Here is a 26726-nt window from a genome sequence, read left to right as displayed (position 1 = left end):
GACCGCCCCATGGCTGGCCGGAATTTTAAAGCACGAACACCGCCTTCGAATACCGCCGATGGCTTCCTCCAAGCCGTTTCGTGCTGTTTACGACGCTAATTAAGGGCGAAAGAATTTGGCTTGTCAATAAATAAATCCAATTGAATTATTAATTCCTTGTGGCATGCTCAGCGAAAATAACGCATAGGCCGATCAAGGGAGGAATGGCCAATGTCGTCGATGAGAGGTCCGGTTCACTTGCCGGCCCAGCTGCCTGGCGTCAGTCCGGCAGGCGGCGCGAACCAGGTTCGGGTTCGCGCTTACAATGAAAGATTGGTGCTATCGCTGGTGCGCCTGCATGGTGCGCAGTCGAAGGCGGATATCGCACGCCGCACGGGCCTTTCGGCGCAAACCGTGTCGGTGATCATGCGCGTATTGGAAAAGGAAGGGCTGCTTTCGCGCGGCGAGCCGATCCGTGGACGCGTGGGCCAGCCGTCAGTTCCGATGCGGCTCAATCCCGACGCTGTCTATTCCTTCGGCGTGAAAATGGGGCGGCGCAGCGCCGATCTGGTGCTGATGGATTTTGTCGGCAAGATCCGCATGCAGTTGCATGTCACCTACGCCTATCCCCTGCCCGACCTGTTTCTCGACTTCATCGTGTCGGGTATCCAGGAGCTGGAAAGCCGGCTGAGCGAGGACGAGCGCAGCCGGATCGCCGGCGTGGGCATCGCGGCACCTTTTGAGCTGTGGAACTGGGAAGAGGAAGTGGGCTCGCCCAAAGGCGCGATGGACGTCTGGCGCGACTACGACCTGCATGCCGAGGTGGCGGCAAGCCTCCCCTACCCTGTCTATCTGCAGAACGACGCGACCAGCGCCTGTGGCGCGGAACTCGTTTTCGGCATCGGCCCGCAGCACCCCGATTTCGTCTATTTCTTCATCGGCTCCTTCATCGGCGGCGGCATCGTCTTGAACTCGGCGATCTTTTCCGGCCGCACCGGCACGGCCGGCGCGATCGGTCCCCTACCTGTGCGCGGCAAGAATGGCGAGACACTGCAGTTGCTTGAGGTCGCCTCGATCTTCGTGCTCGAAAACATGCTGCGCGAGCGCGGCGTCGATCCGGAACCGCTCTGGTATTCGGCCGACGACTGGATCGACTTCGGCGAGCCGCTCGAACTGTGGATCCAGGATACGGCCAAGGCGCTGGCACAGGGCATCGTCGCGGCCGCCTCGATCATCGATTTCAGCGCCGCCGTCATTGATGGCGGCTTTCCGGCCTGGGTACGTGAGCGGATCGTGCAGGCGACGATCTACGAAGCGGACAGGCTCGACCTGCAGGGCGTCGTCATGCCCGATATCATCGAAGGGGCCGTCGGCGCACACGCGCGCGCCATCGGCGGCGCGAGCCTGCCGATCTTCGCCCGCTATCTCACGGACCAGAACGTGCTCTTCAAGGAGGTGGAGAATGCTGAAGGGACTTAACCCGATCCTGAGCCCCGAGTTGCTCTCGACGCTGCGCGCCATGGGCCATGGCGACGAGATCGCCATCGTCGACGGCAATTATCCGGGCCTCGAAGATGCGCGTCGGCTGATCCGGCTCGACGGGCACGGCATCATCCCCGTGCTCGATGCCGTCCTGAGCGTACTGCCGATCGACGAGTTCGTGCCGGAGGCGATCTTCCGCGCCACGGTGAAAGGCGAGCGCGACAAGCTCGACCCCGTGCACGAGGAGATGATCGACTGCTGCGCCCATTACGAGCCGCATCGGCAGGTGGTGCCGCTGGTGGGGCCGGATTTCTACAACAGGGTGAAGGCGGCGCATGCGCTGATCCAGACCAGCGAGCCGCGCCTTTACGGCAACATCATCCTGCGCAAGGGCGTGATCCATCCGGGCAAGCCGGGCGACAAGAGCAAAGCCCAGGTCGACCCGTTTCCCTATTGAGGGATCAGTCGGCGATCAGATTTCGCCGGCGAGCGGTCCCCAGACATCCGTCAGCGCGAAGCCGCCGGGGTGCGGATCGAAGGGATCGAGCGCCACCTGCGACAGGCCGAAGGTGAAGCCGCGACCCGTGATCGTCGGGATGACAGCCGGGCGGCCGGCGACGGTGGTCTCGGCCAGAAGCCCGACCTCGAATTCGGAATCGATGATCGAGCGCGACTTGAAGACATCGCCGACCTTTGCCTTGCCGCGCGCATGCAGCGTCGCGAGGTTGGCGGAATTGCCGGTGCCGCAGGGCGAACGATCAGCGCGGCCGGGCCACATGGTGGTGCAGGTGCGCACCGTGCCATCGGCTTCGAGATCGCGGAACATCACATAGGCGACGCCCGAGATTGCCGGGATCTCCGGGTGCACGACCTTGATCTCGCGGTTGATCTTTTCCTTGATCACCATGCCGGCGCTGACGAGGGCTGCGGCATTGGACTTGGCGATCGTCAGGCCGATCTGGCCGACATCGACAAGCGCATAGAAGATGCCGCCATAGCAGAGGTCGAGCTTGATCGTGCCCCACTGCTCGGTCTCCAAGGACACGTCGAGCTCGTGCACGAAGGACGGCACCATTGTCAGTTTGACCTTTTCGCAGCGACCATCGCGGCAGGTGGCCGTCGCCTTGACGAGGCCGGCCGCCGTTTCCAGCGTGACCACCGTTTCCGGCTCGTGCATCTCGACGATGCCGGATTCGAGCAGCGCCGTGGTGACGCAGATCGAGTTCGAGCCGGAGCTTGCATGCGCCTGATCGGGCTGCAGGATGATGAAGGCGGCATCGGCATCCGGATGCTTGGGCGGCAGCAGAAGATTGACGGAGCCGATCGGCGCGCCGCGCGGCTCGAGGCAAAGGAAGCGGCGAAGCTCCTGGCCCTTGGGATCGGTGTTCAGCCAATGCAGCTGTTGGGCGACCGTATCGCCGGGGATTTTCGGCACGCCGCCGATCGCGACCTTTCCGATCTCACCTTCGGCGTGGACATCCAGAAGCTGGATCGTGCGCTTCCATCTCATCGGCGTCTCCCATCATCCGCCGGCAGGGCGACCCCGTCGCCGCCGGCTGTCTGTTATGTCTCAATAGCGGTTAATACGGAATGGTGTCATGTCGACAGCGGATTTGCCCCCCGTCACCATGTCCGCGATCAGCTGGGCCGTGGTGGCCGAATAGGTGAGGCCGAGATGGCCGTGACCGGTCGCGTACCATACGCCGCGCATTTTCGAAGAGGGCGAGATGATCGGGATCGTATCGGGCAGCGCCGGGCGGTGACCCATCCACTCTGTCGCGTCCTTGACCTCAAGGCCTGGCACGGCGCGCTGGGCATGGCGAACAAGCACGCGGGCACGGCGGAAATCGGGCGCGGCATCCAGCCCCGCCAGCTCGACATTGCCGCCGACGCGGATACCGCCGGCCGTCGGCGTAATCATGAAGGCGCGGTGCGGCCAGATCACCGAATAGCGCATGGAGACGCCGGGCTGCATGATCTGCGTGTGATAGCCACGCTCGGTCTCGAGCGGGATCGGCTCGCCGAGCTTTTCCGCCAGGAAGCGCGTGTGGACGCCCGCCGCCAGCACGACGAAATCGGCCGCGATACGCTCGCCGCTTTCAAGCAGTACGACGGATGTGCCGTCGGCATTCTTTTCAACCGTGCGAACCGCGCCGGACACAAAGGTGGCGCCGCGTTCGCGGGCGGCGTCCGCCAGCTTGACCACCAGGCGGTAGGGATCGCGGATGGTCTTGTTGTCGGGCAGCAGCACCGCCTTGGCGATCGACGGCGAGAGCGAGGGCTCCAGATCGCGGATGGCAGCGCCTTCGAGCACGTCGAAATCGAAGCCATAGCGGCGCATGAAATCGATGTGGCCACGATCACCAGCAAATTCCGCCTCGGTCTCGTAGATCGCCAGGCAGCCTTCGTCGGTCATCAGCTCGGGTGCCGAGATCGTATCCAGCATGGCGCGAAAATCGGCGAGCGCGGGGTTCGACAGGCTCATGCCCGCATCCTCGATGTCACGCAGCCGCGAGGGCCTGCCGGCGGCGATGAAGCGCAGGAACCATGGCGCCATCTTCAACGCATAGGCGGGACGCAGCCAGACGGGACCTTTAGGATCGAGCAGCCAGCGGGGGATCTTGCGCCAGGTATTGGGGCCGGAGCCGGCTGCGAAATCGAGCGCGATGCTGGCCATGTTGCCATAAGAGGTGCCGCGCCCGGGCTCGCCCTTGTCGATCAGCGTGACCTGCAGGCCGCGACGCTGCAATTCGAGCGCGATGGCCGCACCGATGACGCCTGCGCCGACAACCGCGACCGTCTGTTTCTTCTCGTTCATCCCTCACCGCCCATTCGCGCGGCGGACCACACCACCGACCGCACTGTGATATATCAGAACAAGTGCGACTTCCATCTGAATTTTCGAGATCTGCCGACCGCCGCGACATCACATTGCGTTGGACATGACGATGCAGCCGCACAACGAAAAATGCGGGTGAAGGATGCAAAGGAGATGAGGAGGTCCAGAATGGAAAAGAGCCCGGTGCGGGAGGAGGTGCACCGGGCTCTTGATCCTGACTGACAACTGGGAGGAGGAGTGTTGTCAGTCCGATGAAGGAGCGCTGGGAGGAGGAGTGCGCTGCCTTCGAGGGGATAGATAGCCCATCGTTTCGATCAGGAATAGGGAGAATACCGCAACGCAGCAATGCGTCGAACGCATAACACGACCGCTTAGATCGTCATTGGCTGTCGATTTATGCACATCATTTCATCAAAACTGCCAAGATATGAGCAATTCCAGCCACATGGGGCCGAAGGCGGCGGCCTGTGCCGTCGCCTTCGAGACCGACTTACCACTCGTTGCCGCATGGCATTGAGCCGTCGCCATTGGTGCCGCCGAAGGTGCCCTGGCAATAGGCCTGCCTGTGCATTTGCTGCATTGGGGGCTGCATCTGTGGCTGCATCGGGCGTTCGCCGATCGAGCCGGTGGTCTGGCGATCGACGCCGAAGGCGGCATCGGGATACCAGTAGCCGTCGTGGCGGCGGGTACCGGGCCGCTCGGTGCGCGAGCCATGATAGCCGTGCCAATAGCCCGGCTGCGTCTCAGCCACCTGAATCACTTGAGCCGGCTGCGCGGACTGATCGACGGGTGCTGCCTGAACAGGCGCCGCGGCCGAGAGTGCGGCGATGACGCCAAGCGACAGGACGGACGGGATGTAACGGGAGATTTTCATGATAAACCCTCCTTCAGGATTCACATGAAGAAAATGCCGTCTCAGCTTGCAAAGTTCCGCGCTTGCACGCGCGCTCCAACAGTCGTGATCACAGGCGATTGCGCGTGATCCCGATCATGCACGACTGCGTGATATCAGGCCGCTCCTACTGGTCGTAGACGGCGCGGTAGCCCTGGCTGGAGATGCAGGTCACATATTGGCGGCGCGCGGCCGCCCTCGCCTGCGCTTCCTCGTTGGCGGGGTCGATCGCATAGCGCGACATCTGCGCCCGCGCCTCGTACTGCTTGCGCGCCTCGTTATACATGACGTTGCCGTCGGCGACGCAGATGTTGTGGGCGATGCCGGGCGGATTGAGCGGCGGGTCGAGCGTGTTGACAGGCGTCAGCATCGGGCCGTTGGCATGATCGACGCAACCGGCCAAGGCCGCCACCGACGCCAGAAACACCATTCCACGAACCATATTGCTCAGCATTCAATCTCTCCGGCCCACGGCCACGGCATGTCCTGCCCCAAAGGCATCTTGCCGAGACAATCGTCTGGCAACATTGTGCCAAGCTAGCGCCACGCCCGCATCGCGCAGGCGCCAACATCAACAAGGAGGATTTGGAAGTGTCAGCTCTTCAGGACGAACACGCACAAGACATCCCCTCCCACCCGGAGGAAATGAAATCGGTCTTCGACCTACGCGTCGGAAAGCACATCACGCTGCAAGGCAGCGCCAGGATCACGCCCGCCGGCGTCATCAGCACCGGGATCGCGGTGGCCGCGATGACGTTTGCCGTGGGGTATTTGATTTCGTCGGTCGGTCGGCGGCGGTAGGACGATTAGTTAGGCGCTTTCGTACGCTCGGCGTGGCGATCGCGAACGGATGCGAACGCGCTGAGTGCTTGATGCTCCCTGAGTTCCGCACGCAGTTGGCCGACCTACCAAATCAAGGGAACTCCTTCTCTGCTGTCGTAAGAAAGACCAGCGTCGAAGCAGTCATATGAAGCATGTAGGCTGTAAGGTGATCGGGGACAGTCTGAGGCGTAGCTCCCTGCCCATGACCACTCAGCTTATTCCTGCCAGTGGGAACACTGCTTTCAAGAAGGCTCCTCAGCGAGGCAAATTGTGTCTGCCAAAATTGAGGAATGAGACCGTTATCAAACAGGATATCAATCAGCTTCTTGGCCGTGTCTTTCGTGGGATCATATGCCCAACGTCGCTTGTCACAAATCGCCTTCATCGTGGATTCAAACGCCTTAAGGCCGTCAGTCAGGGCCTCTTTGTTGTTTCCTAGGCGATAATGCTCATAAGCCGACAGGAACTCTTCATGCGGCCCCTTGTAGTCCTCGGTGTTCAAGAGAAGCAACGCGGGCTTTACGGCCTCAGCGTGCAACAGTTGGGAATCGATTCTGATCAGTTCACCATCGACAAACTCATAGCCAAGGCCGTCTTCCTTAAAACGTCGGTTCATTTCCTCGATCGCGTCATCCGCAACCGTTTCGCCACCTCGGCCATTGCGATAATAAAAATTGTCGCGGACGATTGTATCGATGAGCTTGAGAGCAAGCTCGATAGCATCTAGGCACTCTTCTGTCTCATGAGCCCGAGAGATGAAGTCAACAAACTCAGCATGCATTGAGTAGGTCTTCGTGAAGCTCCTCGCGTCAAGACTGAAGATTCCGTATTCACGCCGGAGTATGCCAACCACCGTATCGTACGCTTCGTGCACCTCGGAACTTCTCTGGCATTCAGCTTCGGTGCCGATTGCGTCATTGATTATGTGGATTACCTGCGTCCTGAGTTTTCCTGAGATTTCATCGTATTGATATACGTCAGGAACCTCGCCTCTCAACCGCTTCTGTCGTTTGGAAAAAATATCAAAAACTGCCATTTGAGACCCGGAATCACCTCGGTTGTAGCGGAATTACCCCATACACAACCGACAGAGTCGAGAGGCCAGACAATGCCTTTCACCAAATTCAATAAAAATTTTAAGAAATTTCGGTGGGAGCTATGCGCTGCTGCCTATCCTCTCTGCCACCTTAGAAGCTTGCAGAGAGCGATTCGAACCAATTAAGGAAAGCGCACAGAGAAGCAAGGCTCGCCTGTAAAAGCCTCAGAGGCCGATAGTCTTTAGCTAAGGCAGAAATTAACTACAGCCAGTCCCGTCCAATCAGAAAGGAATATCAATGGCTACAAAGTGATTGAAAAGAGAAGTGGCGCACCCGAAGAGATTCGAACTCCTGACCCCCAGATTCGTAGTCTGGTGCTCTATCCAGCTGAGCTACGGGTGCGTCTGCAGCGGTGTGTCCCGCTGGCGTGAGCGGTTCTCTAAAGGGTCATCTGGATGAATGCAATAGGGTTTGTAAAAAAAGTGACGTCTTTCTTCGCGAGCTGCCGGGATCGCGGGATTGCATCACTTTTCCAAGAGGCTGCGGCCGCGGTAATCGTCCAGCGACACAGGGCGATCGGGGATTTCGATGCGGAACTGGGTGCCGATCGATGGTTTTTCCACAAGCGCGATGGTGCCGCCATGGGCGAGCACCAGTTCGCGGGCGATGGCCAGACCAAGCCCCGTGCCGCCGGATCGAGCGGAGCCACGGAAGGCGGTGAAGAGGTTCTGGCGGGCTTTCTGCGGCATGCCGGGGCCGGTGTCGTCGACGGTGATGCTGACGACGCTGCCGATGCGGTGGGCCGACACGGTAATGCGCCGTGGGCTTGCGCCCGCGTTGTTTGACGTCAGCGCCTGCAGGGCGTTGCGGCAGAGATTGTGGATGACGCGGAACAGCTGTTCGTTATCCGCATCCACTTCGAGATCGGCATTGATCTGCTCGACGAACTCCACATCGCTCTGCGGATCGATCGCCAGCATGTCCCTGACATCCTCGACCAGCGTCGTCACCCTGACAAGGCGGCGGCGGGGCGCCGATTCGCTGGCCTGGCCGTAAGAAAGAACTTCGGTGGTGTAGCCGACGGCGCGGTCGATGGTGCGCAGCAGCTTCGGGGCGAAGCGCTTCACCATGGGGTCGTCGACATCGACCAGGCGGTCGGACATCAGCTGCGCGGAGGCGAGGATGTTGCGCATGTCGTGATTGATCTTGGAGACGGCCAGGCCGAGGGCCGCGAGGTTGCTCTGCTGCTTCAGCGTCTTTTGGAGCTGCAGCTGCATGGCGGTCAGGTGGCGGCCGGCGATCGCCAGCTCGTCGCGCCCGCCATCGCCGACAAAGACATGCTGCGGATTTTCAGGATCGGCGGAAAATTGCTGCATGCTGCCCGTCAATCTACGGATCGGCCGGATGAGAATGCGGTTGATCGCGAAGAAGACGAGTGTGGCGGTAAAGAGCGAGATCAGGATCGACAGCAGGAAGACGTTGCGGGAATAGAGCAGCATCGCATTGCGCAGATGCTTGTCCTTCATCAGCACCTCGACACCGATATTGGTGTCCTGCACCGGACCGTAGACGCGGATCATCCGGTCGCCGCCGAAGACGAGCGTGTCGAGCGCATCGCGCATGGCGGTAACGGCCGGCACGCTGGTCAGATCATATTGTGCATCGACGGACGCCGGCATGTCCCAGGTGGCGAGCAATCGCGAGGTGCCGTCCTTGCGCAGCACGATCGCCTTCGTGCCCGTCGCTTCCAATGTCTGCCGCTGCAGGTCGCGCGGCAGTTCCACCGGCTGCAGGCCATCGATGGCGATGGCGGCGGCGGCGGCGGCGTTCAGCCGCTCATCCAGCCAGCGAAGGCGCATCGACGCCACCGAGGGAAAGAAGATCAGCACTTCGGCGAGCATGATGCAGACAACGGTCAGCCACAGGAGCTTGCCGGAGATACCGCCGAACATGCCAGCGGGCCGCGCGGCGTCGGTCGCCGTCGTGAGTGCTTCGGGAACAGTTTGGCCTTGATCAGGGGCGGGCATCGCTTCTCGTCCAACCGGCGCCACGCGCCACGGATTCAATCTCTATATTAGACGAAACCGCGTCGCTTTCAAATCTTTGCGAGCGGTGCGACATAATGCCGAAACGCGAACGCCGCCCGAAGGCGGCGCTCTTGTTCAGTTTGCGACCGAGAAATCAGAATTCTTCCCAGCTCTGGTCGACCGCGGCGTTGCCGTTGAAGGCGCGGGCAACGCTGCCGATCGCGCGGCGGGCGGGCGAGGCAACCGGGCGGTGCTCCTCGTAACGCGCGACGGCCACGGGCGCCGCATGCTGCGCGTTCGACACCTTGAAGCGCGAGATCAGGCGCACGAGGCTGTCTGCTTCCGACGACAGCTTGTGGGTCGCCGCCGAGGTTTCCTCGACCATGGCGGCGTTCTGCTGTGTCACCTGGTCCATCTGGTTGACGGCGGTATTGACCTCCTTGAGGCCGGTCGACTGCTCCTTGGCGGCCGTGGCGATCGAGTGGATATGGTCGTTGATGGCGTTGACGCGGCGCTCGATCTGCGAGAGCGCCTCGCCGGTTTCCTGCACCAGCTTGACGCCGATCTGGACTTCGCCGCCGGACTTGGTGATCAGGCCCTTGATGTCCTTGGCGGCCGTTGCCGAGCGCTGCGCGAGTTCGCGGACTTCCTGGGCGACGACGGCAAAGCCCTTGCCCGCTTCGCCGGCACGCGCGGCCTCGACACCGGCGTTGAGCGCAAGCAGGTTGGTCTGGAAGGCGATCTCGTCGATGACGTTGATGATCTGGCTGATTTCGCGCGAGGCCTGCTCGATGCGGCCCATGGCATCGACGGCGTTGCGGACGACAACGCCCGATTTGCCAGCATCGTCCTTGGCCTCGGAGACCATCACACTGGCTTCCTGGGCGCGATCGGTCGAGTTGTTGACGACGGCGGTGATTTCGTCCAGCGCAGCCGAGGTCTCCTCGAGAGCCGCCGCCTGCTGTTCGGTGCGCTTGGAGAGGTCGTCACTGGCGGCGCGCAGCTCGTTGGTGTTGCCGTGGAAGCCCTCGGCGGTCTCGCGCACTTCGCGCATGGTCGATTGCAGCGTGGCGAAGGTGCTGTTGACGTTCTTCTGCAGCTCGGCGAAGGCGCCCTGGAAATTGCCGCGCATGGTCTGGGTCAGATCGCCTTCAGACAGGCTCGCGATAACGCGGCGGGTTTCGCCGACGCCGCCATCGACACCCGAGAGCAGCTGGTTGATGTTGCTGGCGAACTGGTTGAGGTTGTCGTCCTGGTAGTCCTTGTCGATCCGGCGCGAGAAATCGCCGGCGGCAGCGGCGGCCACGACGACGGACATGCTCGACTGCAGGTCGTCGCTCTTGGCGCGCATGGCGGCTTCCTGGGCGTTCATGCGGCGAACGGCCAGACCATTCTCCTTGAACACCGCGACGGCAGCGGCCATTTCGCCGATCTCGTCGTTGCGGCCGGGGAAAGGAACATCGATGTCGAAGTTGCCGTCGGCGACGTTCTTGATCGCCTCGGTGACTTTCTTGATCGGGCGCGAGAGATGGATGGTGCCGACATAAAGGCCCATGCCGATGCCGGCCGCGATGCCGAAGCCGGTGATGCCGAGAACCAGCCAGAGAACCGAGGTGCGGAAGCTTTCGACTTCCATATTGACGGCGTCGAGCGTCGCCTTGTCGGTGGCGACAATCGCGTCGATCTCGGCCTGGAAGGCCTTGCGGTTGGCGCGGTTGGCGTCGTTATTGCCCTGCTCGTTGGCCGCCTGCGGGCTGACCTCGGTGCCGAGGCGCGCGGTTTCGGCGCGGAAGGTGCGGAATTCGGCCGAACGGGCCTTGAGCTTGTTGAACGCATCCATCTGGTTGTCGGGAACCAGCGGCGTCCAGGATGTGATGGTGGCGTCGATCTGGTCGAGTGCTGCGAGCAGACCCTTGGCGAAGCTTGCGGCGTCCTTTGTCGAGGCAGCGCCATAGATGCCGCGCGCTTCCATCACGGTCGCGGTCACGTAGCGGTTCAGGCGCTCGCCGGAATAGGCGCGGCTGGCGGCATCCTCATAGGCGGAGAGATTATTGTTGTAGCGCTGCACGGCCCAGAGAGCGGTCGCGCCGATAACCAGCGCGACACAGGACATGGCGCATACGAGTATGTTGATCTTGCCTCGGATTTTCAAAGGATCCCCCCAATAAGACATGAGGCCGAAAACTGGATGCCCGGCCGTTAGATCAAATTGCGCTAAAACAATTAATGTTGAATTTCCGATATTTTCGCCGGCTACTATAAAAAATCATCCATGAACGATGGTTGCCGGCGCGATTTTTTGCGCGAAAAACGCACAGAGGCTTGATAGGCGCACGTTTGAGCTGCGGAAACGGAATAAAATGATAGCGCCCGCGATGTGGGCCCGATGCCGCAATCATTAACAGCATCTGCTAATTTTCACACCCAAAAGGCGAGCAGAGCGGATTCTCCCTGCGATAATTGACTTTCGCGACCTTCGTCCGTATAAGCCGCCGCACGTCCGGTCATATAAGGCTTTTTGAGCCTCCCGCCGTTCGAAAAACAACGCTCCTTGCATTATGCAAATTCAAGAAGGGCCGCACTCCGCGGTGATTAAAATAAATGAAGCGTACTTACCAACCTTCCAAGCTTGTTCGCAAGCGTCGTCACGGTTTCCGTGCACGTATGGCTACCAAGGGCGGCCGTAAGGTCATCGTTGCTCGTCGCGGCCGCGGCCGCAAGCGTCTTTCGGCCTAAGGCCGGAAGTGCCCGATCAGATGACGGGCGATCCGACGACCAAAGATCCCAAAATAACTGCCGGGCGGCTGAAAAGCCGCCCGCAGTTTCTTGCTGTTCGCAATGGCGAAAAACGCAGGGGTGGATTCTTCCTTCTCGAGGTACTCGACAGGACGGAACCCGATACCGAAGCCCGTGTCGGCTTCACCGTCACCAAGAAGCATGGCAACGCGGTTGAAAGAAACCGCATGCGTCGGCGCCTGAAAGAGGCGGTACGGCTGCATGCAGGGTTTGCAATGAAGCCCGGACACGACTATGTGGTTGTCGCGCGAAGGGACGTGCTCCAAGCATCCTTCCATCAATTAGCCGCTGAGCTTACGGCTCGCGTCGAGACGAAGCCGAAACACAAGCGGTCCGGAGACGGCCGCCCCAGGAACGTATGATGCAAAACAACCGCAACTACTTCATTGCGATCGCTCTCTCCGTGTTGATCGTTCTCGGGTGGCAATTCCTTTACATGAATCCGCGCATCGAAGCGCAGCGTAAGGCCGAGCTTGCCCAGAAGGCACAGCAGACGACCCAGCAGACGCAGACACCGGCCGCCAATGGCGCAGCCGGTGGCGCGCAGACGAACGGCGCTGCTCCGACCGGCCAGGCGCCGGCGACCACGTCGCTCGCCGACGCTCTTGCCAAGAACCCGCGCGTCATCATCGACACGGCAGCGCTGTCCGGCTCGATCAACCTTGCCGGCGGCCGCCTCGACGACTTGAAGCTCAAGGGCTACCACGAGACCGTGGATGACTCGAGCCCGATCATCACGCTGTTCAGCCCGTCGGAAACCAAGGACGGCTACTTCGCCGAACTCGGCTATATCGGCGACGCCGCGACCGGCAACGTCCCCGGCCCCTCGACGCTCTGGACGGCTCCCGAAGGCGCGAAGCTGACCGAAAAGACCCCGGTTACGCTGACCTACACCAATGACAAGGGCATCACCTTCGCCCGCACGATCTCGGTCGACGAACGCTACATGTTCACGATCACCGACAAGATCACCAATGCCGGCCAGGCGCCAGCTGCACTCTCCTCCTACGGCCGCGTGACGCGCTACAACAAGCCTGCTGTCGCCTCGACCTACGTGCTGCACGAAGGCTTCATCGGCGTGATCGGCGAAGACGGCCTGATCGAGAGCAAGTACGCTTCCGTCGAGAAGGAAGCCGTGACGCCGGCAACGGCGACCGGCGGCTGGCTCGGGATCACCGACAAGTACTGGGCCGCGACGATCATTCCGCCGCAGACGACCGCCTACGACGCCCGCTTCAGCCACTTCACGGATGGCCAGCCGCGCTTCCAGGCCGATTACAAGCAGAACGCCGTCACCGTCGCACCTGGCCAGTCGCTCGAACTGAAGAACCTCGTGTTCGCCGGCGCCAAGGAAGTTCCCGTCATCGACGGCTACGAGGCTACCTACCAGATCCCGCGCTTCGACCGCCTGATCGACTGGGGCTGGTTCTACTTCCTGACGAAGCCGATGTTCAAACTGATGGACTTCTTCTTCCGTTACTTCGGCAATTTCGGCGTCGCGATCCTGATGACCACGATCGTCGTCAAGGCGCTGTTCTTCCCGCTCGCCAGCAAGCAGTACGCTTCGATGGCGAACATGAAGCGCGTTCAGCCGAAGATGGAAGAGCTGAAGGCGAAGTTCGGCGACGACCGCATGGGCCTGCAGCAGGCGACCATGGCGCTCTACAAGGAAGAGAAGATCAACCCGATCGCCGGTTGCTGGCCGATCGCGCTGCAGATCCCGATCTTCTTCTCGCTCTACAAGGTGATCTACATCACCATCGAGATGCGCCACGCGCCGTTCTTCGGCTGGATCCAGGACCTTTCGGCGCCCGATCCGACCTCGTTCATCAACCTGTTCGGCCTGCTGCCGTTCGCCGCTCCGACCTTCCTGCATCTCGGCGTCTGGCCGCTGATCATGGGCGTCACCATGTTCCTGCAGATGCGCATGAACCCGACACCGCCGGATCCGACGCAGGCGATGATCTTCAACTGGATGCCGCTGGTCTTCACCTTCATGCTGGCAAGCTTCCCGGCCGGTCTGGTCATCTACTGGGCCTGGAACAACACGCTGTCAGTCATCCAGCAGGGCGTCATCATGCGCCGCCACGGCGTGAAGATCGAGCTCTTCGACAATCTGAAGGGGCTGTTCAAGCGAAAGCCGGCGCCCACGGAGAAATAGCAAAAGCCCCGGTTCGCCGGGGCTTTTTCTTTTGTGGCACCGGGATGCTTCTCGCGACATTCAGGGCTGCCGGTTGACAAAATCGCCCGAAACCTGAATGCCATAGGTTCACTGGAATTGGACGCGCTGGAAAAGGCCGAATGACCGACAATAAAGACAAGCCGCTCTTCGGCCGCCCCTGGATCTTCATCCGCGGCGTGCCCTCCCTGAAGTTCCTGCCGCCGGAAGGGCCGGCCGAGGTGGCTTTTGCCGGCCGCTCGAATGTCGGAAAGTCGTCGCTGATCAATGCGCTCGTCGGCCAGCATGGCTTGGCACGCACCTCGAACACGCCGGGGCGTACGCAGGAACTGAACTATTTCGTGCCCGAGGGTTATTCCGGCGAGGCCGGCGATCTGCCGCCGATGGCGCTGGTCGACATGCCGGGCTACGGCTACGCCAAGGCGCCGAAGGAGCATGTCGATGCCTGGACCAAACTGGTGTTCGATTATCTGCGCGGCCGCGCGACGCTGAAGCGGGTCTATGTGCTGATCGACAGCCGCCACGGCATCAAGAAGAACGACGACGAGGTTCTCGACCTGCTCGACAAGGCCGCCGTCTCCTATCAGGTGGTGCTGACCAAGACCGACAAGATCAAGCCGCCGGCCGTTGTGAAGCTGCTCGCCGAGACGGCCGAAAAGATCAAGAAGCGCCCCGCCGCCTATCCCGGGATCATCGCTACCTCGTCCGAAAAGAGCGAGGGACTGGACGATCTGCGTGAGGCGATCGCGCTCACCGTGGGCGCCGATCACTGGAAGTGAGGTGGAGGCGCCCCAGTGGTGTTGACAGGGCGCCCCCGTTTGCTGCCTGAACTCAAGATTACATCTTCGGCAGCAAGACCTTGTCGATGACGTGAATGACGCCGTTCGACTGCTTGACGTCGGCGATCGTGACATGGGCAACGCCACCGCTTTCGTCGGTCAGCGTGATCTTGCCCATGTCTTCCTTGGCCTTCAGCACGCAGCCGCCGACCGTCTTGATGTCATGCTCACCGCCATCGTCCTTGATCATCTTGGCGACGGTCTTGGCCATGGCGTCGGCAGCCACCACGTGGCAGGTCAGAATCTTGGTGAGCTTGGCCTTGTTCTCCGGCTTCAGCAGCGTGTCGACGGTGCCGGCGGGGAGTGCCGCGAAGGCTTCGTTGGTCGGCGCAAAGACCGTGAACGGGCCCTTGCCTTCGAGCGTCGAGACCAGGCCGGCCGCCTTGACGGCAGCGACCAGCGTCGTGTGATCCTTCGACTTCATGGCATTTTGGACGATGTTCTTGGTCGGATACATGGCAGCGCCACCGACCATCGGGTTCTTGGCCTGCGCGGCAAAGGCAATTGCGGATACGGCGACTGCAAGGGCTGTCGTGCGCAGTGCGGACTTGATCATGACTGGTTCTCCTCATCCGTCCGCTCGCGGGTCGCCGGCTGAATGCATCAGCGTCGCTGGGACATGAGGATCTACGGAAGGTTGCCAGAAAAAGTTTCAGCCGATCTTACGGCCGATGCGCGGCACCGCTTGCAACGACGGGGCCGGTCGGCGCGCCCGTCGGCGAGCCGCCGAAGGGTTCGAGGCTGACCGCGAAGCTCGTGCCCTCGCCGATGGCAGAGCGCATGTCCACGGGGATCACGAGTTCGCCATCGCCGCCCTCTCCCGCCGCGAAGATGCCGAGCGATTTCGGCGTACCGCCTTCGGGCAACAGCCACAGCTCGAGCGACTTCTCCTCCGGCTTGCCTGCGGCGACCGGAATGATCCGCATCCGGCCGGTCTGGGCCTCATAAGAGGCCAGCAGATTGACCTGGCTCGCGGGTCCCGACAATTGCGCGACCAGCGGCGGAACGGTCGGCTTCAGCGGCGATACCGTCGCGACCGTCAGCGACAGGGCAGCCGAAGTGATGACGAGAGAGACGGCGGCAAGACAGCGCCAGAAGAAAAGGGAATTCCAGACGCCCCTGGCCGGCACGGCTGCCTGCTGCGGGGTACCGAACAAGCGGGCCTCGACCTGCTTGAAGGTTTCCTGGCCGGGGGTGACGGCGTCATAGTCGTCATTGAAGGTGGAGAGGTTCGCCTCCCAGCGGCTGACGATCGCCGCGAACTGCCGGTCGACCCGCATGCGGTCTTCGACGACACGCCGATCCTGGAAAGAGAGAACACCGAGAACATACTCACCGGCGAGTACCTCATCGCGGGAGCGGCCTCCCTTGCTCTGATCGGACGACGTCATCGTTCCAGGCACTCTCTCAGCTTCAATAGGCTGCGCCGCAGCCATGTGCGCATCGTGTTCAGGGGCACGCCGAACTCACCGGCCAGTTCCTGATAGCTCAGCCCTTCGACATAAGCCCGTCTGACCGCCACCGCACGATCAGCTTCCAACTGTTCCATGCAGGTGTCAATCCGCCTTCCTTCATCGCGGATCACAGTTGTCGCTTCCGGATCAAGTTGGCTGTCTGCGAGATCATAGGCACTGTCCAATTCGTCGGCTACCGGCTTGCGGCTTCTCAGGGTGTCTATCGCCTGGTTGCGCGCGATCGCCGCAAGCCAGGACGAGGGCGTTCCCGAGGAGATCGCGAAGGCGGAAGCGCGTTGCCAGACCTTGATATAGACCTCTTGCAATACTTCCTCCCCCTCCGTCTTGTCCTTCAAGATACGCAGGCAGATGGCAAAAAGTTTCGGGCTTGTTTCATGATACAGAGCCACGAAAGCCTTTCGGTCGCGCATTGCAACCCGGCCGATCAGTTCGGCGATTTCCTCGCTCGTCATGCCGTGTCTCTTCCCCAATGTCCTTCCCTAACTATGGGTGTTCGGTCACGCTTGGCAAGACGGCGGGGTGTGGGCAAATTGCGCGAACTATCGGGCCATTGATTATTCCATCTGTCAAAAACTTGGGATAAAAGGCCGCAACCATTTTTCTGCGGGGTATCCGATGACCGAGACCGAAAGCGAAATCCAGGCACGGCTGCTGGCACAGGCGCTGCCCTTCATGCAGCGTTACGAAAACAAGACGATCGTCGTGAAATACGGCGGCCACGCCATGGGCAATCCCGAGCTCGGCAAGGCGTTTGCCAGCGATATCGCGCTGTTGAAGCAGTCGGGCGTCAACCCGATCGTCGTGCACGGCGGCGGACCGCAGATCGGCGCCATGCTGACGAAGATGGGCATCGAATCGAAATTCGAAGGCGGCCTGCGCGTCACCGACGCCAAGACGGTCGAGATCGTCGAAATGGTTCTCGCCGGCTCGATCAACAAGGAAATCGTCGCCCTGATCAACCAGACGGGCGAATGGGCGATCGGCCTTTGCGGCAAGGACGGCAACATGGTCTTCGCCGAAAAGGCGCAGAAGAAGATCAAGGATCCCGACAGCAACATCGAGCGCGTTCTCGACCTCGGCTTCGTCGGCGAAGTCGTTGAAGTCGACCGCACGCTGATCGACCTTCTGGCCCGCTCCGAGATGATCCCCGTCATCGCCCCGGTCGCTCCGGGCCGCGACGGCGCGACCTACAACATCAACGCCGACACGTTCGCCGGCGCGATTGCCGGCGCGCTCAACGCGACGCGCCTCTTGTTCCTCACGGACGTCCCCGGTGTCCTCGACAAGCAGGGCAACCTGATCAAGGAACTCTCGGTCTCGCAGGCCCACCAACTGATCGCCGATGGCACGATCTCCGGCGGCATGATCCCGAAGGTCGAGACCTGCATCGACGCGATCAAGGCCGGCGTGCAGGGTGTTGTCATCCTCAACGGCAAGACCGCGCATTCCGTGCTGCTCGAGATCTTCACCGAGCGTGGCGCGGGTACGCTGATCGTTCCGTAAGGGCGGTCGTTTTTCTTCTCGGACGGAATGAAGTCCCCTCCCCAACCCCTCCACACAAGGGAGGGGCTTGCTGGGCGCAACCTCTCCACGAGACCGAAACCTCTCAACAGACTTTAGTGACGCGACTTTGCGCGGACATTGCCACGACTTAGCCCCTCCCCCTTGTGGGGAGGGGTCTACCTCACAGCGCTCCGTAAACCGCCGCGGCAGCCTCCTTCAGCTTCTCCATCATCGCCCGATAGGGCCCCGGCCCATAGCTGACACGGCTGACACCAAGCTTCGCCAGCGTCTTCACATCAGGCGCGCCCGGCCGCATCATGATATTGACAGGTAGCGGTGACGCCGCGCAGACCTTTTCGATCAAGGCTTCATCGATCAGCCACGGCACAAAGAACCCATCGGCGCCCGCAGCTGCATAGGCCCTGCCGCGCTCCAACGCCTCCTCGACCAGACCGGCATGCTTGGCAAGATCACCCTCGCGCAAGAAGAGGTCGGTGCGCGCGTTGATGAAGAACGCAATGCCACGACGATCCGCCATCTCGCGGATGGCGCGGATGCGGGCGGCCTGTTTCTCCACCGGGTGCAGCCCGTCGCCATCAACCACCTGATCCTCGAAATTGATGCCGATCGCGCCGGCATCGATCAGCTGTTCGACATTGGCGGCAGCGCCCAAGGGATCGGTGGAATAGGCGCCCTCGAAATCGACGGAGAGCGGCAAGTCGTTGACCGCGGTGATCTGGCGGGTCGTTGCAACCAGCGCCTCCATCGGAATCTTCTCGCCATCGCCATAGCCTTGTGCTGCCGCGACCGACCAGCTGCCCGTCGCCAGCGCCTTGGCGCCTGCCTCGGTCACGGCCTTTGCCGTTCCGGCATCCCATACATTGTAGAGAACGACAGGATTGCCCTTCTGGTGCAGCGCGCCGAACGTCTTTGCCTTCTCAGCCTGATTCATCATCGCCTCCTCATTTCTTGTGCCGGAAAACTAGTGCGATCACGTGAGGCGATCAATCGGCCGGCGTGAATGGTCGCATTCCGGATTTCAATCGAAGGCAACGCGTGGCATAAGGCAAGGATGAGCAAGATCGATCGCACGCCCACCCATTCCGACTTCTCGCATGTGACAGAGTGGGTCTTCGACCTCGACAACACACTCTACCCGCACCACGTCAATCTGTTCGCGCAGATCGACAAGAACATGACGGCCTATGTCTCGACGCTGCTGCAGATGGAGCGGGAAGAGGCGCGCAAGCTGCAGAAGCAGTATTACTATGATCACGGCACGACGCTGCAGGGGCTGATGATCCACCACGGCGTCGATCCCAACGACTTCCTCGAGAAGGCGCACGCGATCGATTATTCCAGCCTGACGGCGCAGCCGGAACTGGGCGCCGCGATCAAGGCGCTCCCCGGCCGCAAGTTCATATTCACCAACGGCAGCGTCAAGCATGCGGAAATGGCGGCCGGCGCGCTTGGGATTCTCGACCATTTCGACGATATCTTCGACATCGTCGCCGCCGAGTTCGTGCCGAAGCCAGCGCAGCAGACCTACGACAAATTCACCCAGCTGAAGCGCGTCGAGACGCAGAAGGCTGCGATGTTCGAGGACCTGCCGCGCAACCTGATCGCGCCCAAGGCGCTTGGCATGCAGACCGTTCTCCTCGTGCCCAACAATCTCGAGGACACAGTTGTCGAGTGGTGGGAAAAGACCAGCGGCGAGGACGATCACATCGACTTCGTGACCGACGATCTCACTGATTTTCTTGGGAAGATTACCGGCTAAGTTACGAAAGTTTCATCCAGCTTACCGATGTTTAACTGGGTAATCGGGCTTGTCCGCCCTACCTTTTCGTCTGTGATCCCCAATGAGATTGCACACTGAAAGGAACCCAAATGTCTCGGAACAAGCTGATACTGGCCGCACTTTCCTCCGTCTTGATCGTCGGTGCCGCAGCCGGCAGCAGTTTTGCCGCGCCCGGCGACAAGCACAAGCATCCGCCAAGGCCACACCACGCGATGATGGGCGGCGGGATGCGCGGTCCCCTGATGCGGGAAGTCGTCTTCGTGCGCATGCTGCAGCAGTTCGACACGAACAAGGACGGCCAGATCTCCAAGGACGAAGCCCAGAAGGGCATGGAAACGATCTTCGCGGCGATCGACACCAACAATGACGGCTCGCTGACACCGGGCGAGATCCGCAAGTATCACGAAGCGCAGATGGCCAAGATGAAGGCACCTGCCGAAGACATGGCGGCCGATGACGAAGCCCCGCCATCCCCGCCGCCGGCTGACGCGGACGCAGGCCAGCCCGCACCGCCGCAGGACGAAGCCGGACGCGGCCCAGGCCGACACGGCATGCGCGGCCCAGGCATGATCCGCGAGCTCCTTCTGATGCAGCGGATCGACACCGACGAGAACGGCCAGATTTCCAAGCAGGAAGCCGAAGCCGCCTTCGACAAGTTCTTCTCGCGGATGGACACCAACAAGGACGGCGTCATCTCGATCGCCGATATGCCGCAGCGTCCATTCCTGTAAAAACGGGAAACACCGACAACCGAGCCCGCCGCGACGATCGCGGCGGGCTTTTTCGTCTGATTGAAATACCCAAGTTGTTGGGTTATTTTTCCACATGGTCACGAACAAGGTCACCGACGCCGAACTCGCGCAGGCAAAGCAACGCTGGGAAACGGAGCATCCCGAGCGGCCGATCCCCGCATCGGTTCGCTTCGATGTCGCTTCGGAGCGCGTCATCCTGGATTTCACCAATAAGGCCGCCGCCAGCCGGGCGAACGGCGCCAAGGGCGGCCGGCCGAAGAAGGCCGGCGACGCCCACTGAGCGCACCCTACTCCGGGTGTTCGTAGAATTCCTGGATGATCTTCCAGGCGGCGTCGGCGGTGTCGACGAAGCTGATCAGGTCGACGTCATCTGGCGCGATGGTGCCAAATTCGGCGAGTGCCTTGAAATTGATGATGCTCTTCCAGAATTTTTCGCCGAAGAGGATGAGCGGCATCTTTTCCATGCGGCCGGTCTGGATCAGCGTCAGGCATTCGAAGAACTCGTCCAGCGTGCCGAAGCCGCCGGGGAAGACGGCGATCGCCTTGGCGCGCACCATGAAATGCATCTTGCGGATGGCGAAGTAGTGGAAGTTGAAGCTGAGCTCCGGCGTCACGTAGACATTCGGCGCCTGCTCATGCGGCAACACGATGTTGAGGCCGATCGAGGGTGCGCCCTCGTCTGCGGCACCCCGGTTGCCGGCTTCCATCACGCCCGGGCCACCGCCGGTGACGACGACATATTCGTGGAAATCGAAGCCGGCCGCGTATTTCGAGCAGAGGCGGGCAAACTTGCGCGCCTCGTCGTAATAGACGGATGCAGCTTCCAGATTGGCGCGCTGCGTGTCGTTGCGGGCCGCCCAGGCGCTCTGGCCGGGTGCGGGAATGCGGGCGCCGCCGAACATCACGACTGTCGATTTGATGCCGCGTTCCGTCAGCAGCATTTCCGGCTTCATCAGCTCCAGCTGCAGGCGGATCGGCCTGAGCTCTTCGCGGCACAGGAAGTCCTCGTCGGCATAGGCAAGGCGATAGGCTGGCGACAGGGTCTGCGGGGTTTTCGGCACGGCTTCAGCGCGCTGCTTGTCGGTCTCGCTTGATTTCAAAGGATCCCAGACGCCGTCCTTGCGCCGCAGTCTGCCGTTTTTCGCCTTTGCCATTCCAATGCCTTTCAGTCCTGCCGGCAGTACAGCCGGTATGTCGTTTTGTAGCAGTGATCGGGAGTTAGCCGGTCCCGAAAAATCATTCCATTTTAGCCCTGCATGCGATAGAGCAGATCGCATCCCGCCAATCACAATTCCCGGAGGCCTCCGCCTCCACGATTCGCCTCCAACGATAAAGATCGAAGTTTAAGGAATTCTCATGAGCGCCACCGACCTCTCCGCCCTCGAAAAGACACTCGAAGCCGCCTTCGACAACCGCGACAGCGTCAACACCTCGACCAAGGGCGAAGTACGCGACGCGGTCGAAACCGCGCTCGAGCTTCTCGACGGCGGCAAGGTGCGCGTTGCCGAACGCGGCGCCGATGGCGCGTGGAAGGTGAACCAGTGGCTGAAGAAGGCCGTTCTCCTCTCCTTCCGCCTGAACGACATGGAAGTCGTCAAGGGCGGCTCGGGCAACTCGACCTGGTGGGACAAGGTGCCGTCGAAGTTCGAGAACTGGGGTGAGAACGAGTATCGCTCCGCCGGCTTCCGCGCCGTGCCGAACTGCGTCGTGCGCCGCTCGGCCCATATCGGCAAGAACGTCGTGCTGATGCCGTCCTTCGTCAACCTCGGCGCCTTCGTCGACGAGGGCACGATGGTCGATACCTGGGCCACCGTCGGCTCCTGCGCGCAGATCGGCAAGCACGTGCATCTCTCGGGCGGCGTCGGCATCGGCGGCGTGCTGGAGCCGATGCAGGCCGGCCCGACGATCATCGAGGACAATTGCTTCATCGGCGCCCGCTCGGAAGTCGTCGAAGGCTGCATCATCCGCGAGGGCTCGGTTCTCGGCATGGGCGTCTACATCGGCAAGTCGACCAAGATCGTCAACCGCGCCACCGGCGAAGTGTTCTACGGCGAAGTACCGCCCTACTCGGTCGTCGTCGCGGGCTCGATGCCGTCGGGCAACGCCACCATGCCGAACGGCCTTGCCGCACCGCACCTCTACTGCGCCGTGATCGTCAAGACGGTCGATGAGAAGACCCGCTCGAAGACCGGCATCAACGAACTGCTGCGCGACTAATTCAGCTTCTATTCGGTGCCGCGCGTGACAGAATTCGTGCGCGGCATCGGACCACTCCCTGCCCGATATCAGGCTGCCGCAAGCGAACGGCGCATTTCGCCTGATGCAACTCTCCCTTGCCTTTTCTTTGCCATTACCGCCGGATAGTTCCACTGTCATGACCGCTACCGATCCCGTTGCCAATCTCCAGACCCTGATCCGCTGCCCATCCGTTACGCCCGCCGAAGGCGGCGCGCTTTCGGCGCTGGAGGCGATGCTGTCGCCGCTCGGCTTTGCGGTGGACAAGGTGAAGGCGACGGAGCCTGGAACGCCCGATATCGAGAACCTTTACGCCCGGCTCGGCAATGACGGCCCGCACTTGATGTTTGCCGGCCATACCGATGTCGTGCCCGTCGGCGACGAAGGCGCGTGGACGCATCCACCCTTTGCCGCCGAGATCGCGAATGGCGAGATGTTCGGTCGCGGCGCTGTCGACATGAAGGGCGGCGTCGCCTGCTTCGTGGCCGCCATCGCCCGGCATATCGAAAAGCATGGGCTACCGAAGGGCTCCGTCTCGTTCCTGATCACCGGCGACGAGGAAGGTCCCGCCGTCAACGGCACGATCAAGCTTCTGCAATGGGCTGCCGAGCGCGGCGAGCGCTGGGACGCCTGCCTTGTCGGCGAGCCGACCAACCCGAACACGCTGGGCGAGATGATCAAGATCGGTCGCCGCGGCTCGCTGTCGGGCAAGATCACCGCCCATGGCGTGCAGGGCCATGCCGCCTACCCGCATCTGGCCGACAACGCCGTGCGCGGGATCCTGCAGCTGACGCAGGCGCTGATGGATCCGCCCTTCGATGCCGGCACCGAAAACTTCCAGCCTTCCAATCTCGAAGTGACGACCGTCGACGTCGGCAATCCGGCGACCAATGTCGTGCCGGCCAAGGCGACGGCGAGCTTCAACATTCGCTTCAACGACACCTGGACGGCCGAGACGCTGCAGCAGGAGATCATCCGCCGGCTTGACGCCGCCGCCAGCGAGGGTGTGCTCCGGCCCGGCCGGGCACCGTTCAAGTACGATATCGTCTGGGCGGAGCGCCCGAGCCACGTCTTCCTCACCCGCAACAACGCCCTGATCGCCTCGCTGTCCTCGGCCATCGAGAGCGTGACCGGCCAGTCGCCGGCGCTGTCGACCACCGGCGGCACCTCGGACGCGCGCTTCATCAAGGATTACTGCCCCGTCGTCGAGTTTGGCCTCGTCGGGCAGACCATGCACATGGTCGACGAACGCGTCGCCGTGGATGACCTCGAGCGGCTGACGGTCGTCTATGAAACCTTTATCGCGCGCTGGTTCGAGAATGCCGGGGTTTAGGGAAGTCCAGTATTACCTGGCCGGCCTCTGGTTGCTGATCCGAATGGATCCGGCCGGTTTCCGGTTTCTCGACATGTCGGATCGCGGCGTCAACCGCTCCTTCTGGGCCTTCGTCTGGTGCCTGCCGCCAATGGGGATTTCCTGGCTCTGGTGGCGCGAATCCTTCCTGCGCACCATGCCGCCGCACACCGATGTCGGCCTGGTCTTCTATGTTCGCTTAGGCCTGGTCGAGGCGGCGAACTGGTTCGTGCCGCTGGTGTTGGCGGGGCTGCTGCTGCTCGCCATGAAGAAAGGCGAGCGCTTCTCGGCCGTCGTCGTCAGCGTCAACTGGCTGGGCGTGCCACTCTCCTATATCAACGGCTTGCTGCTGGCGCTGGTATTCTTTGTCCCCGGCACGATCGGCATCGTCTCACTGCTGCTGCTTGCCTTCATGCTGGCCCAGGTCTTCGCCATCGCGCGGATCCTCCGAATGATCTTCAACGGCAACGGCCTGTTGATCGGCGCGATGACGCTGGTGCTTTTCGTGCCGGCGCTGATGCTGTCGGAATTCATGCAGCGGTTTTTGGGGATTTATCCGGTTTAGCTGATGCCGACGACCTCGCCGTCTTCCTTGGTGAAGACTGCGATCGGCTTCTCCAGTATCTCCAGAACGACTTCCGACGGGCGGCAGAGGCGGGTGCCTTTGGTGGTCTGGACGATCAGGCGGTTGATGAGGATCGGGTGGGTGAGCATGGCGTCGAGGAGGTGTTCGTCGCTGAGATCAGGGTCGGCGAGGCCGAGGTCGTGGTAGGGCGTGCCCTTCTCTCGAAGCAGCGCGCGGACGGGGATGCCCATTTCGGTGATCAGCGCGACCGGCGTCTCGCGGCTTGGCGGGATCTTCAGATATTCGATGACGACGGGTTCCTCGCCCGACTGGCGGATCATGGCCAGCGTGTTGCGCGAGGTACCGCAAGCGGGGTTATGATAGATCGTCGTCGACATCAGCTGTTTCCGTTTCTTGTCTGCGGTCGACGATCACGTCGGGATAATCGACCTGCATGAAATAAAGACCGTCGGGCGGGGCGACGGGGCCACAGGCCTTGCGATCTCTCGCCTCCAACGCCGCGCGGACATCATCCGGCGTCCAGCGCCCCTCGCCCGCGAGCTTCAGCGTGCCCGCGAAGGAGCGGATCTGGTTGTGCAGGAAGCTCTGGGCGGTGGCGCGGATTTCGATGAGATCGCCTGATCGCGTCACATCCAGACGATCGAGCGTGCGGATGGGGCTGTTTGCCTGGCAATGGGCGGAGCGGAAGGTCGTGAAATCGTGCTTGCCGACCAGCGTCTGTGCGGCGGCGTGCATGACCTCGTGATCGAGCGTCTTCGCCACGAACCAGGCCTTGCCGGCCTCCAGCGCCAAGGGCGCGCGGCGGCTGATGATGCGATAGAGATAATGCCGGCGCAGCGCCGAGAAGCGTGCATCGAAGAACTCGCTGGCACTCTCAACCTCGAGGATCGCGACGCGTTCGCCTGATAGCCTCAGATGCGCGTTGAGCGCGTTCTGCAGCTTGAAGGGCGACCACTCCTTGGAGAGATCGGCGTGGACGACCTGGCCCATGGCATGCACGCCGGAATCGGTGCGGCCGGCGCCGCGGATAGAGACGACCTCCCCGCTGGCCGACAGGATGGCCTTTTCTATCGCGCCTTGCACCGAGGGGCCATTGTCCTGCCGCTGCCAGCCGACATATTGCGAGCCGTCATATTCGACGATCATGCGGTAGCGGAACATCAAGCGAGCCTCGTGCCCTTGGCAAGCGGCGTGCCGCGCAGGAAGTCGGCGGCTACCAACGGCTTGCCGCCGGCCTTCTGCAGCTTCGTCAATCGCACGGCGCCGGTGCCGCAGGCAACGACGAGATCGTCGCTCAGCAATTCTCCGGCAACACCCGATCCCTCGGCGCGCTCGGAGCCCAGCACCTTGACGCGCTCCGGCTTGCCAGAGATTTCGAGCTCGAACCAGGCGCCGGGGAACGGTGCCAGGCCGCGAATGTGGTTGTGAACGTCAGTGGCATCGCGGGAGAAATCGATCCGCGTCTCGGCCTTGTCGATCTTCGATGCGTAGAGCACGCCGTCCTCGGGCTGCGGCGTCAGCGGCAGGTCGCCCATCTCAAGCTTGACCATGGCCTCGGCCATCGCCTTGGCGCCAGCAAGCATCAGCCTGTCGTGAAGCTCGCCAGCCGTCATGTTTTCGCCGATCGCCACTTCGCTGGTGATGGCCACGGCGCCGGTGTCCAGCCCCTTGTCCATCTTCATCACCATCATGCCGGTCTTTTCGTCTCCGGCCATGATCGCGCGCTGAATGGGCGCGGCACCGCGCCAGCGTGGCAGCAGCGAGGCGTGGCCGTTGTAGCAGCCATAGCGCGTGCCATTGAGGATCGCTTCGGGGAGCAAGAGCCCGTAGGCGACGACGACGGCGACATCGGCCTTGTGGGCTGCGAAGCGTTCGCGCTCTTCCGGATCCTTGAAATTGACGGGCGTGAAGACGGGCAGGCCCAGGAGTTCGGCTGCCTGATGCACCGGCGACTTCTGCAGATCAAGCCCCCGACGCCCGCCGGGACGCGGCGGCTGGGTGTAGACGGCCAGGATCGTGTGACCGGCGTCGACCAACGCGCGCAGCGTCGGAACGGAGAAGTCGGGCGTACCCATGAAGATGATGCGAAGAGACATTCTATGCCGCCAATTCCTGGCTCGAGGCCAATCTT

29 protein-coding genes and 1 tRNA gene are annotated in these 26726 nt (G+C 61.8%); 14 read left to right on the top strand and 16 right to left on the bottom strand.

Features of this window, described 5'->3' with window-relative positions; all coding sequences use genetic code 11:
• The first annotated feature begins 210 nt into the window (after positions 1-210).
• Both ACVTFQ_RS00475 and ACVTFQ_RS00470 read left to right on the top strand, forming a co-directional pair.
• Positions 211-1458, top strand: coding sequence for an ROK family transcriptional regulator (locus tag ACVTFQ_RS00475; protein WP_111561615.1), 1248 nt, complete (start codon positions 211-213; stop codon positions 1456-1458).
• Positions 1442-1918, top strand: coding sequence for an RbsD/FucU family protein (locus ACVTFQ_RS00470; RefSeq protein WP_018898258.1), 477 nt, complete (start codon positions 1442-1444; stop codon positions 1916-1918). Before ACVTFQ_RS00475 ends, ACVTFQ_RS00470 begins: the two co-directional genes overlap by 17 nt.
• 15 nt (positions 1919-1933) lie before the next feature.
• On the opposite strand, the gene ACVTFQ_RS00465 is transcribed toward ACVTFQ_RS00470, so the two are convergent.
• From ACVTFQ_RS00465 to ACVTFQ_RS00450, 4 genes are all read right to left on the bottom strand, one after another.
• Positions 1934-2971, bottom strand: a complete 1038-nt coding sequence (locus ACVTFQ_RS00465) for a 4-hydroxyproline epimerase (protein WP_111561614.1) — start codon at positions 2969-2971, stop codon at positions 1934-1936.
• A gap of 60 nt (positions 2972-3031) precedes the next feature.
• Positions 3032-4279, bottom strand: coding sequence for an NAD(P)/FAD-dependent oxidoreductase (locus ACVTFQ_RS00460; protein WP_111561613.1), 1248 nt, complete (start codon positions 4277-4279; stop codon positions 3032-3034).
• A 511-nt stretch (positions 4280-4790) separates the two neighbouring features.
• On the bottom strand, positions 4791-5174 hold the full coding sequence (locus tag ACVTFQ_RS00455) for a surface protein (RefSeq protein WP_111561612.1): 384 nt from the start codon (positions 5172-5174) through the stop codon (positions 4791-4793).
• Positions 5175-5319: 145 nt separating this feature from the next.
• Entirely contained in the window at positions 5320-5646 is a 327-nt protein-coding gene (locus ACVTFQ_RS00450) for a hypothetical protein (protein ID WP_018898253.1), read from the bottom strand.
• Between the two features lie 137 nt (positions 5647-5783).
• Between ACVTFQ_RS00450 and ACVTFQ_RS00445 the strand changes: the two genes are divergently transcribed.
• Positions 5784-5993: a hypothetical protein gene (locus tag ACVTFQ_RS00445; RefSeq protein WP_112991071.1), complete on the top strand. Its 210-nt coding sequence runs from the start codon at positions 5784-5786 to the stop codon at positions 5991-5993.
• A gap of 112 nt (positions 5994-6105) precedes the next feature.
• On the opposite strand, the gene ACVTFQ_RS00440 is transcribed toward ACVTFQ_RS00445, so the two are convergent.
• The 4 genes from ACVTFQ_RS00440 to ACVTFQ_RS00425 all read right to left on the bottom strand — a co-directional run bounded on the left by ACVTFQ_RS00440 (position 6106) and on the right by ACVTFQ_RS00425 (position 11230).
• The gene (locus ACVTFQ_RS00440; RefSeq protein WP_111561611.1) at positions 6106-7050 is read right to left on the bottom strand and encodes an STM4504/CBY_0614 family protein; all 945 of its coding nucleotides are present in this window, start codon (positions 7048-7050) and stop codon (positions 6106-6108) included.
• 326 nt (positions 7051-7376) lie between these two features.
• A tRNA-Arg gene (locus tag ACVTFQ_RS00435) sits at positions 7377-7453 on the bottom strand.
• A 122-nt stretch (positions 7454-7575) separates the two neighbouring features.
• A complete protein-coding gene (locus ACVTFQ_RS00430) occupies positions 7576-9078 on the bottom strand; it encodes an ATP-binding protein (protein ID WP_047507136.1) in 1503 nt (500 codons plus the stop codon).
• A gap of 154 nt (positions 9079-9232) precedes the next feature.
• Positions 9233-11230 carry a methyl-accepting chemotaxis protein gene (locus ACVTFQ_RS00425; protein ID WP_181459209.1) on the bottom strand — a complete coding sequence of 666 codons (1998 nt, stop codon included), beginning with the start codon at positions 11228-11230 and terminating at the stop codon, positions 9233-9235.
• 449 nt (positions 11231-11679) lie between these two features.
• On the opposite strand from ACVTFQ_RS00425, the gene rpmH reads away from it, so the two are divergent.
• From rpmH to yihA, 4 genes are all read left to right on the top strand, one after another.
• The gene (gene rpmH, locus ACVTFQ_RS00420) at positions 11680-11814 is read left to right on the top strand and encodes a 50S ribosomal protein L34 (RefSeq protein WP_065689331.1); all 135 of its coding nucleotides are present in this window, start codon (positions 11680-11682) and stop codon (positions 11812-11814) included.
• Between the two features lie 20 nt (positions 11815-11834).
• The gene (gene rnpA / locus ACVTFQ_RS00415; protein ID WP_470423659.1) at positions 11835-12236 is read left to right on the top strand and encodes a ribonuclease P protein component; all 402 of its coding nucleotides are present in this window, start codon (positions 11835-11837) and stop codon (positions 12234-12236) included.
• Entirely contained in the window at positions 12236-14035 is a 1800-nt protein-coding gene (yidC, locus tag ACVTFQ_RS00410) for a membrane protein insertase YidC (RefSeq protein ID WP_111561923.1), read from the top strand. Before rnpA ends, yidC begins: the two co-directional genes overlap by 1 nt.
• A 140-nt stretch (positions 14036-14175) precedes the next feature.
• Positions 14176-14832 carry a ribosome biogenesis GTP-binding protein YihA/YsxC gene (gene yihA / locus ACVTFQ_RS00405; protein WP_018898245.1) on the top strand — a complete coding sequence of 219 codons (657 nt, stop codon included), beginning with the start codon at positions 14176-14178 and terminating at the stop codon, positions 14830-14832.
• A 58-nt stretch (positions 14833-14890) separates the two neighbouring features.
• On the opposite strand, the gene ACVTFQ_RS00400 is transcribed toward yihA, so the two are convergent.
• From ACVTFQ_RS00400 to ACVTFQ_RS00390, 3 genes are all read right to left on the bottom strand, one after another.
• The gene (locus ACVTFQ_RS00400) at positions 14891-15448 is read right to left on the bottom strand and encodes a fasciclin domain-containing protein (RefSeq protein WP_111561609.1); all 558 of its coding nucleotides are present in this window, start codon (positions 15446-15448) and stop codon (positions 14891-14893) included.
• A gap of 106 nt (positions 15449-15554) precedes the next feature.
• A complete protein-coding gene (locus ACVTFQ_RS00395) occupies positions 15555-16283 on the bottom strand; it encodes an anti-sigma factor (RefSeq protein ID WP_111561608.1) in 729 nt (242 codons plus the stop codon).
• Positions 16280-16819, bottom strand: coding sequence for a sigma-70 family RNA polymerase sigma factor (locus tag ACVTFQ_RS00390; protein WP_111561607.1), 540 nt, complete (start codon positions 16817-16819; stop codon positions 16280-16282). The genes ACVTFQ_RS00395 and ACVTFQ_RS00390 overlap by 4 nt, the downstream gene beginning before the upstream one ends.
• 163 nt (positions 16820-16982) lie before the next feature.
• Here ACVTFQ_RS00390 and argB point away from each other — a divergent pair, with 163 nt between their 5' ends.
• A complete protein-coding gene (gene argB, locus ACVTFQ_RS00385) occupies positions 16983-17870 on the top strand; it encodes an acetylglutamate kinase (protein ID WP_111561606.1) in 888 nt (295 codons plus the stop codon).
• 181 nt (positions 17871-18051) lie between these two features.
• On the opposite strand, the gene ACVTFQ_RS00380 is transcribed toward argB, so the two are convergent.
• Positions 18052-18822: an isocitrate lyase/PEP mutase family protein gene (locus ACVTFQ_RS00380; RefSeq protein WP_111561922.1), complete on the bottom strand. Its 771-nt coding sequence runs from the start codon at positions 18820-18822 to the stop codon at positions 18052-18054.
• Between the two features lie 120 nt (positions 18823-18942).
• On the opposite strand from ACVTFQ_RS00380, the gene ACVTFQ_RS00375 reads away from it, so the two are divergent.
• The 3 genes from ACVTFQ_RS00375 to ACVTFQ_RS00365 all read left to right on the top strand — a co-directional run bounded on the left by ACVTFQ_RS00375 (position 18943) and on the right by ACVTFQ_RS00365 (position 20703).
• Entirely contained in the window at positions 18943-19650 is a 708-nt protein-coding gene (locus ACVTFQ_RS00375) for a pyrimidine 5'-nucleotidase (protein WP_047507529.1), read from the top strand.
• A 110-nt stretch (positions 19651-19760) separates the two neighbouring features.
• Entirely contained in the window at positions 19761-20402 is a 642-nt protein-coding gene (locus ACVTFQ_RS00370; protein WP_111561605.1) for an EF-hand domain-containing protein, read from the top strand.
• 94 nt (positions 20403-20496) lie between these two features.
• Positions 20497-20703, top strand: a complete 207-nt coding sequence (locus tag ACVTFQ_RS00365) for a hypothetical protein (RefSeq protein ID WP_111561604.1) — start codon at positions 20497-20499, stop codon at positions 20701-20703.
• A 7-nt stretch (positions 20704-20710) separates the two neighbouring features.
• Here ACVTFQ_RS00365 and ACVTFQ_RS00360 read toward each other — a convergent pair whose 3' ends face one another.
• Positions 20711-21577, bottom strand: a complete 867-nt coding sequence (locus ACVTFQ_RS00360; protein ID WP_112436910.1) for an LOG family protein — start codon at positions 21575-21577, stop codon at positions 20711-20713.
• Positions 21578-21779: 202 nt separating this feature from the next.
• Between ACVTFQ_RS00360 and dapD the strand changes: the two genes are divergently transcribed.
• The 3 genes from dapD to ACVTFQ_RS00345 all read left to right on the top strand — a co-directional run bounded on the left by dapD (position 21780) and on the right by ACVTFQ_RS00345 (position 24574).
• A complete protein-coding gene (dapD, locus tag ACVTFQ_RS00355; protein ID WP_111561602.1) occupies positions 21780-22640 on the top strand; it encodes a 2,3,4,5-tetrahydropyridine-2,6-dicarboxylate N-succinyltransferase in 861 nt (286 codons plus the stop codon).
• 157 nt (positions 22641-22797) lie between these two features.
• Positions 22798-23991 (top strand): succinyl-diaminopimelate desuccinylase, encoded by a 1194-nt coding sequence (gene dapE, locus ACVTFQ_RS00350; RefSeq protein WP_111561601.1) that lies wholly within the window; start codon positions 22798-22800, stop codon positions 23989-23991.
• On the top strand, positions 23978-24574 hold the full coding sequence (locus tag ACVTFQ_RS00345) for a hypothetical protein (protein ID WP_047507113.1): 597 nt from the start codon (positions 23978-23980) through the stop codon (positions 24572-24574). Before dapE ends, ACVTFQ_RS00345 begins: the two co-directional genes overlap by 14 nt.
• On the opposite strand, the gene arsC is transcribed toward ACVTFQ_RS00345, so the two are convergent.
• Genes arsC through fmt form a run of 3 tightly spaced genes read right to left on the bottom strand, consistent with a single transcriptional unit; the run spans position 24571 to position 26691 of the window.
• A complete protein-coding gene (arsC, locus tag ACVTFQ_RS00340; RefSeq protein ID WP_111561600.1) occupies positions 24571-24972 on the bottom strand; it encodes an arsenate reductase (glutaredoxin) in 402 nt (133 codons plus the stop codon). The two genes, ACVTFQ_RS00345 and arsC, sit on opposite strands and share 4 nt — an antisense overlap.
• A complete protein-coding gene (truA, locus tag ACVTFQ_RS00335; RefSeq protein ID WP_112436909.1) occupies positions 24950-25756 on the bottom strand; it encodes a tRNA pseudouridine(38-40) synthase TruA in 807 nt (268 codons plus the stop codon). The genes arsC and truA overlap by 23 nt, the downstream gene beginning before the upstream one ends.
• Positions 25756-26691: a methionyl-tRNA formyltransferase gene (fmt, locus tag ACVTFQ_RS00330; protein ID WP_111561598.1), complete on the bottom strand. Its 936-nt coding sequence runs from the start codon at positions 26689-26691 to the stop codon at positions 25756-25758. The genes truA and fmt overlap by 1 nt, the downstream gene beginning before the upstream one ends.
• Positions 26692-26726: the final 35 nt, after the last annotated feature.

The sequence above is a fragment of the Rhizobium sp. O111 genome (assembly GCF_055616315.1).
This window is presented reverse-complemented; position numbering and strand designations above follow the sequence as displayed.

Excerpts from the sequence above, each read along its gene's own strand:
- ACVTFQ_RS00475 (WP_111561615.1), top strand. The coding sequence starts at position 211 with ATGTCGTCGATGAGAGGTCCGGTTCACTTGCCGGCCCAGCTGCCTGGC.
- ACVTFQ_RS00470 (WP_018898258.1), top strand. The coding sequence starts at position 1,442 with ATGCTGAAGGGACTTAACCCGATCCTGAGCCCCGAGTTGCTCTCGACG.
- ACVTFQ_RS00465 (WP_111561614.1), bottom strand. The coding sequence starts at position 2,971 with ATGAGATGGAAGCGCACGATCCAGCTTCTGGATGTCCACGCCGAAGGT.
- ACVTFQ_RS00460 (WP_111561613.1), bottom strand. The coding sequence starts at position 4,279 with ATGAACGAGAAGAAACAGACGGTCGCGGTTGTCGGCGCAGGCGTCATC.
- ACVTFQ_RS00455 (WP_111561612.1), bottom strand. The coding sequence starts at position 5,174 with ATGAAAATCTCCCGTTACATCCCGTCCGTCCTGTCGCTTGGCGTCATC.
- ACVTFQ_RS00450 (WP_018898253.1), bottom strand. The coding sequence starts at position 5,646 with ATGCTGAGCAATATGGTTCGTGGAATGGTGTTTCTGGCGTCGGTGGCG.
- ACVTFQ_RS00440 (WP_111561611.1), bottom strand. The coding sequence starts at position 7,050 with ATGGCAGTTTTTGATATTTTTTCCAAACGACAGAAGCGGTTGAGAGGC.
- ACVTFQ_RS00430 (WP_047507136.1), bottom strand. The coding sequence starts at position 9,078 with ATGCCCGCCCCTGATCAAGGCCAAACTGTTCCCGAAGCACTCACGACG.
- rpmH (WP_065689331.1), top strand. The coding sequence starts at position 11,680 with ATGAAGCGTACTTACCAACCTTCCAAGCTTGTTCGCAAGCGTCGTCAC.
- rnpA (WP_470423659.1), top strand. The coding sequence starts at position 11,835 with ATGACGGGCGATCCGACGACCAAAGATCCCAAAATAACTGCCGGGCGG.
- yidC (WP_111561923.1), top strand. The coding sequence starts at position 12,236 with ATGCAAAACAACCGCAACTACTTCATTGCGATCGCTCTCTCCGTGTTG.
- yihA (WP_018898245.1), top strand. The coding sequence starts at position 14,176 with ATGACCGACAATAAAGACAAGCCGCTCTTCGGCCGCCCCTGGATCTTC.
- ACVTFQ_RS00400 (WP_111561609.1), bottom strand. The coding sequence starts at position 15,448 with ATGATCAAGTCCGCACTGCGCACGACAGCCCTTGCAGTCGCCGTATCC.
- ACVTFQ_RS00395 (WP_111561608.1), bottom strand. The coding sequence starts at position 16,283 with ATGACGTCGTCCGATCAGAGCAAGGGAGGCCGCTCCCGCGATGAGGTA.
- ACVTFQ_RS00390 (WP_111561607.1), bottom strand. The coding sequence starts at position 16,819 with ATGACGAGCGAGGAAATCGCCGAACTGATCGGCCGGGTTGCAATGCGC.
- argB (WP_111561606.1), top strand. The coding sequence starts at position 16,983 with ATGACCGAGACCGAAAGCGAAATCCAGGCACGGCTGCTGGCACAGGCG.
- ACVTFQ_RS00380 (WP_111561922.1), bottom strand. The coding sequence starts at position 18,822 with ATGAATCAGGCTGAGAAGGCAAAGACGTTCGGCGCGCTGCACCAGAAG.
- ACVTFQ_RS00375 (WP_047507529.1), top strand. The coding sequence starts at position 18,943 with ATGAGCAAGATCGATCGCACGCCCACCCATTCCGACTTCTCGCATGTG.
- ACVTFQ_RS00370 (WP_111561605.1), top strand. The coding sequence starts at position 19,761 with ATGTCTCGGAACAAGCTGATACTGGCCGCACTTTCCTCCGTCTTGATC.
- ACVTFQ_RS00365 (WP_111561604.1), top strand. The coding sequence starts at position 20,497 with ATGGTCACGAACAAGGTCACCGACGCCGAACTCGCGCAGGCAAAGCAA.
- ACVTFQ_RS00360 (WP_112436910.1), bottom strand. The coding sequence starts at position 21,577 with ATGGCAAAGGCGAAAAACGGCAGACTGCGGCGCAAGGACGGCGTCTGG.
- dapD (WP_111561602.1), top strand. The coding sequence starts at position 21,780 with ATGAGCGCCACCGACCTCTCCGCCCTCGAAAAGACACTCGAAGCCGCC.
- dapE (WP_111561601.1), top strand. The coding sequence starts at position 22,798 with ATGACCGCTACCGATCCCGTTGCCAATCTCCAGACCCTGATCCGCTGC.
- ACVTFQ_RS00345 (WP_047507113.1), top strand. The coding sequence starts at position 23,978 with ATGCCGGGGTTTAGGGAAGTCCAGTATTACCTGGCCGGCCTCTGGTTG.
- arsC (WP_111561600.1), bottom strand. The coding sequence starts at position 24,972 with ATGTCGACGACGATCTATCATAACCCCGCTTGCGGTACCTCGCGCAAC.
- truA (WP_112436909.1), bottom strand. The coding sequence starts at position 25,756 with ATGTTCCGCTACCGCATGATCGTCGAATATGACGGCTCGCAATATGTC.
- fmt (WP_111561598.1), bottom strand. The coding sequence starts at position 26,691 with ATGTCTCTTCGCATCATCTTCATGGGTACGCCCGACTTCTCCGTTCCG.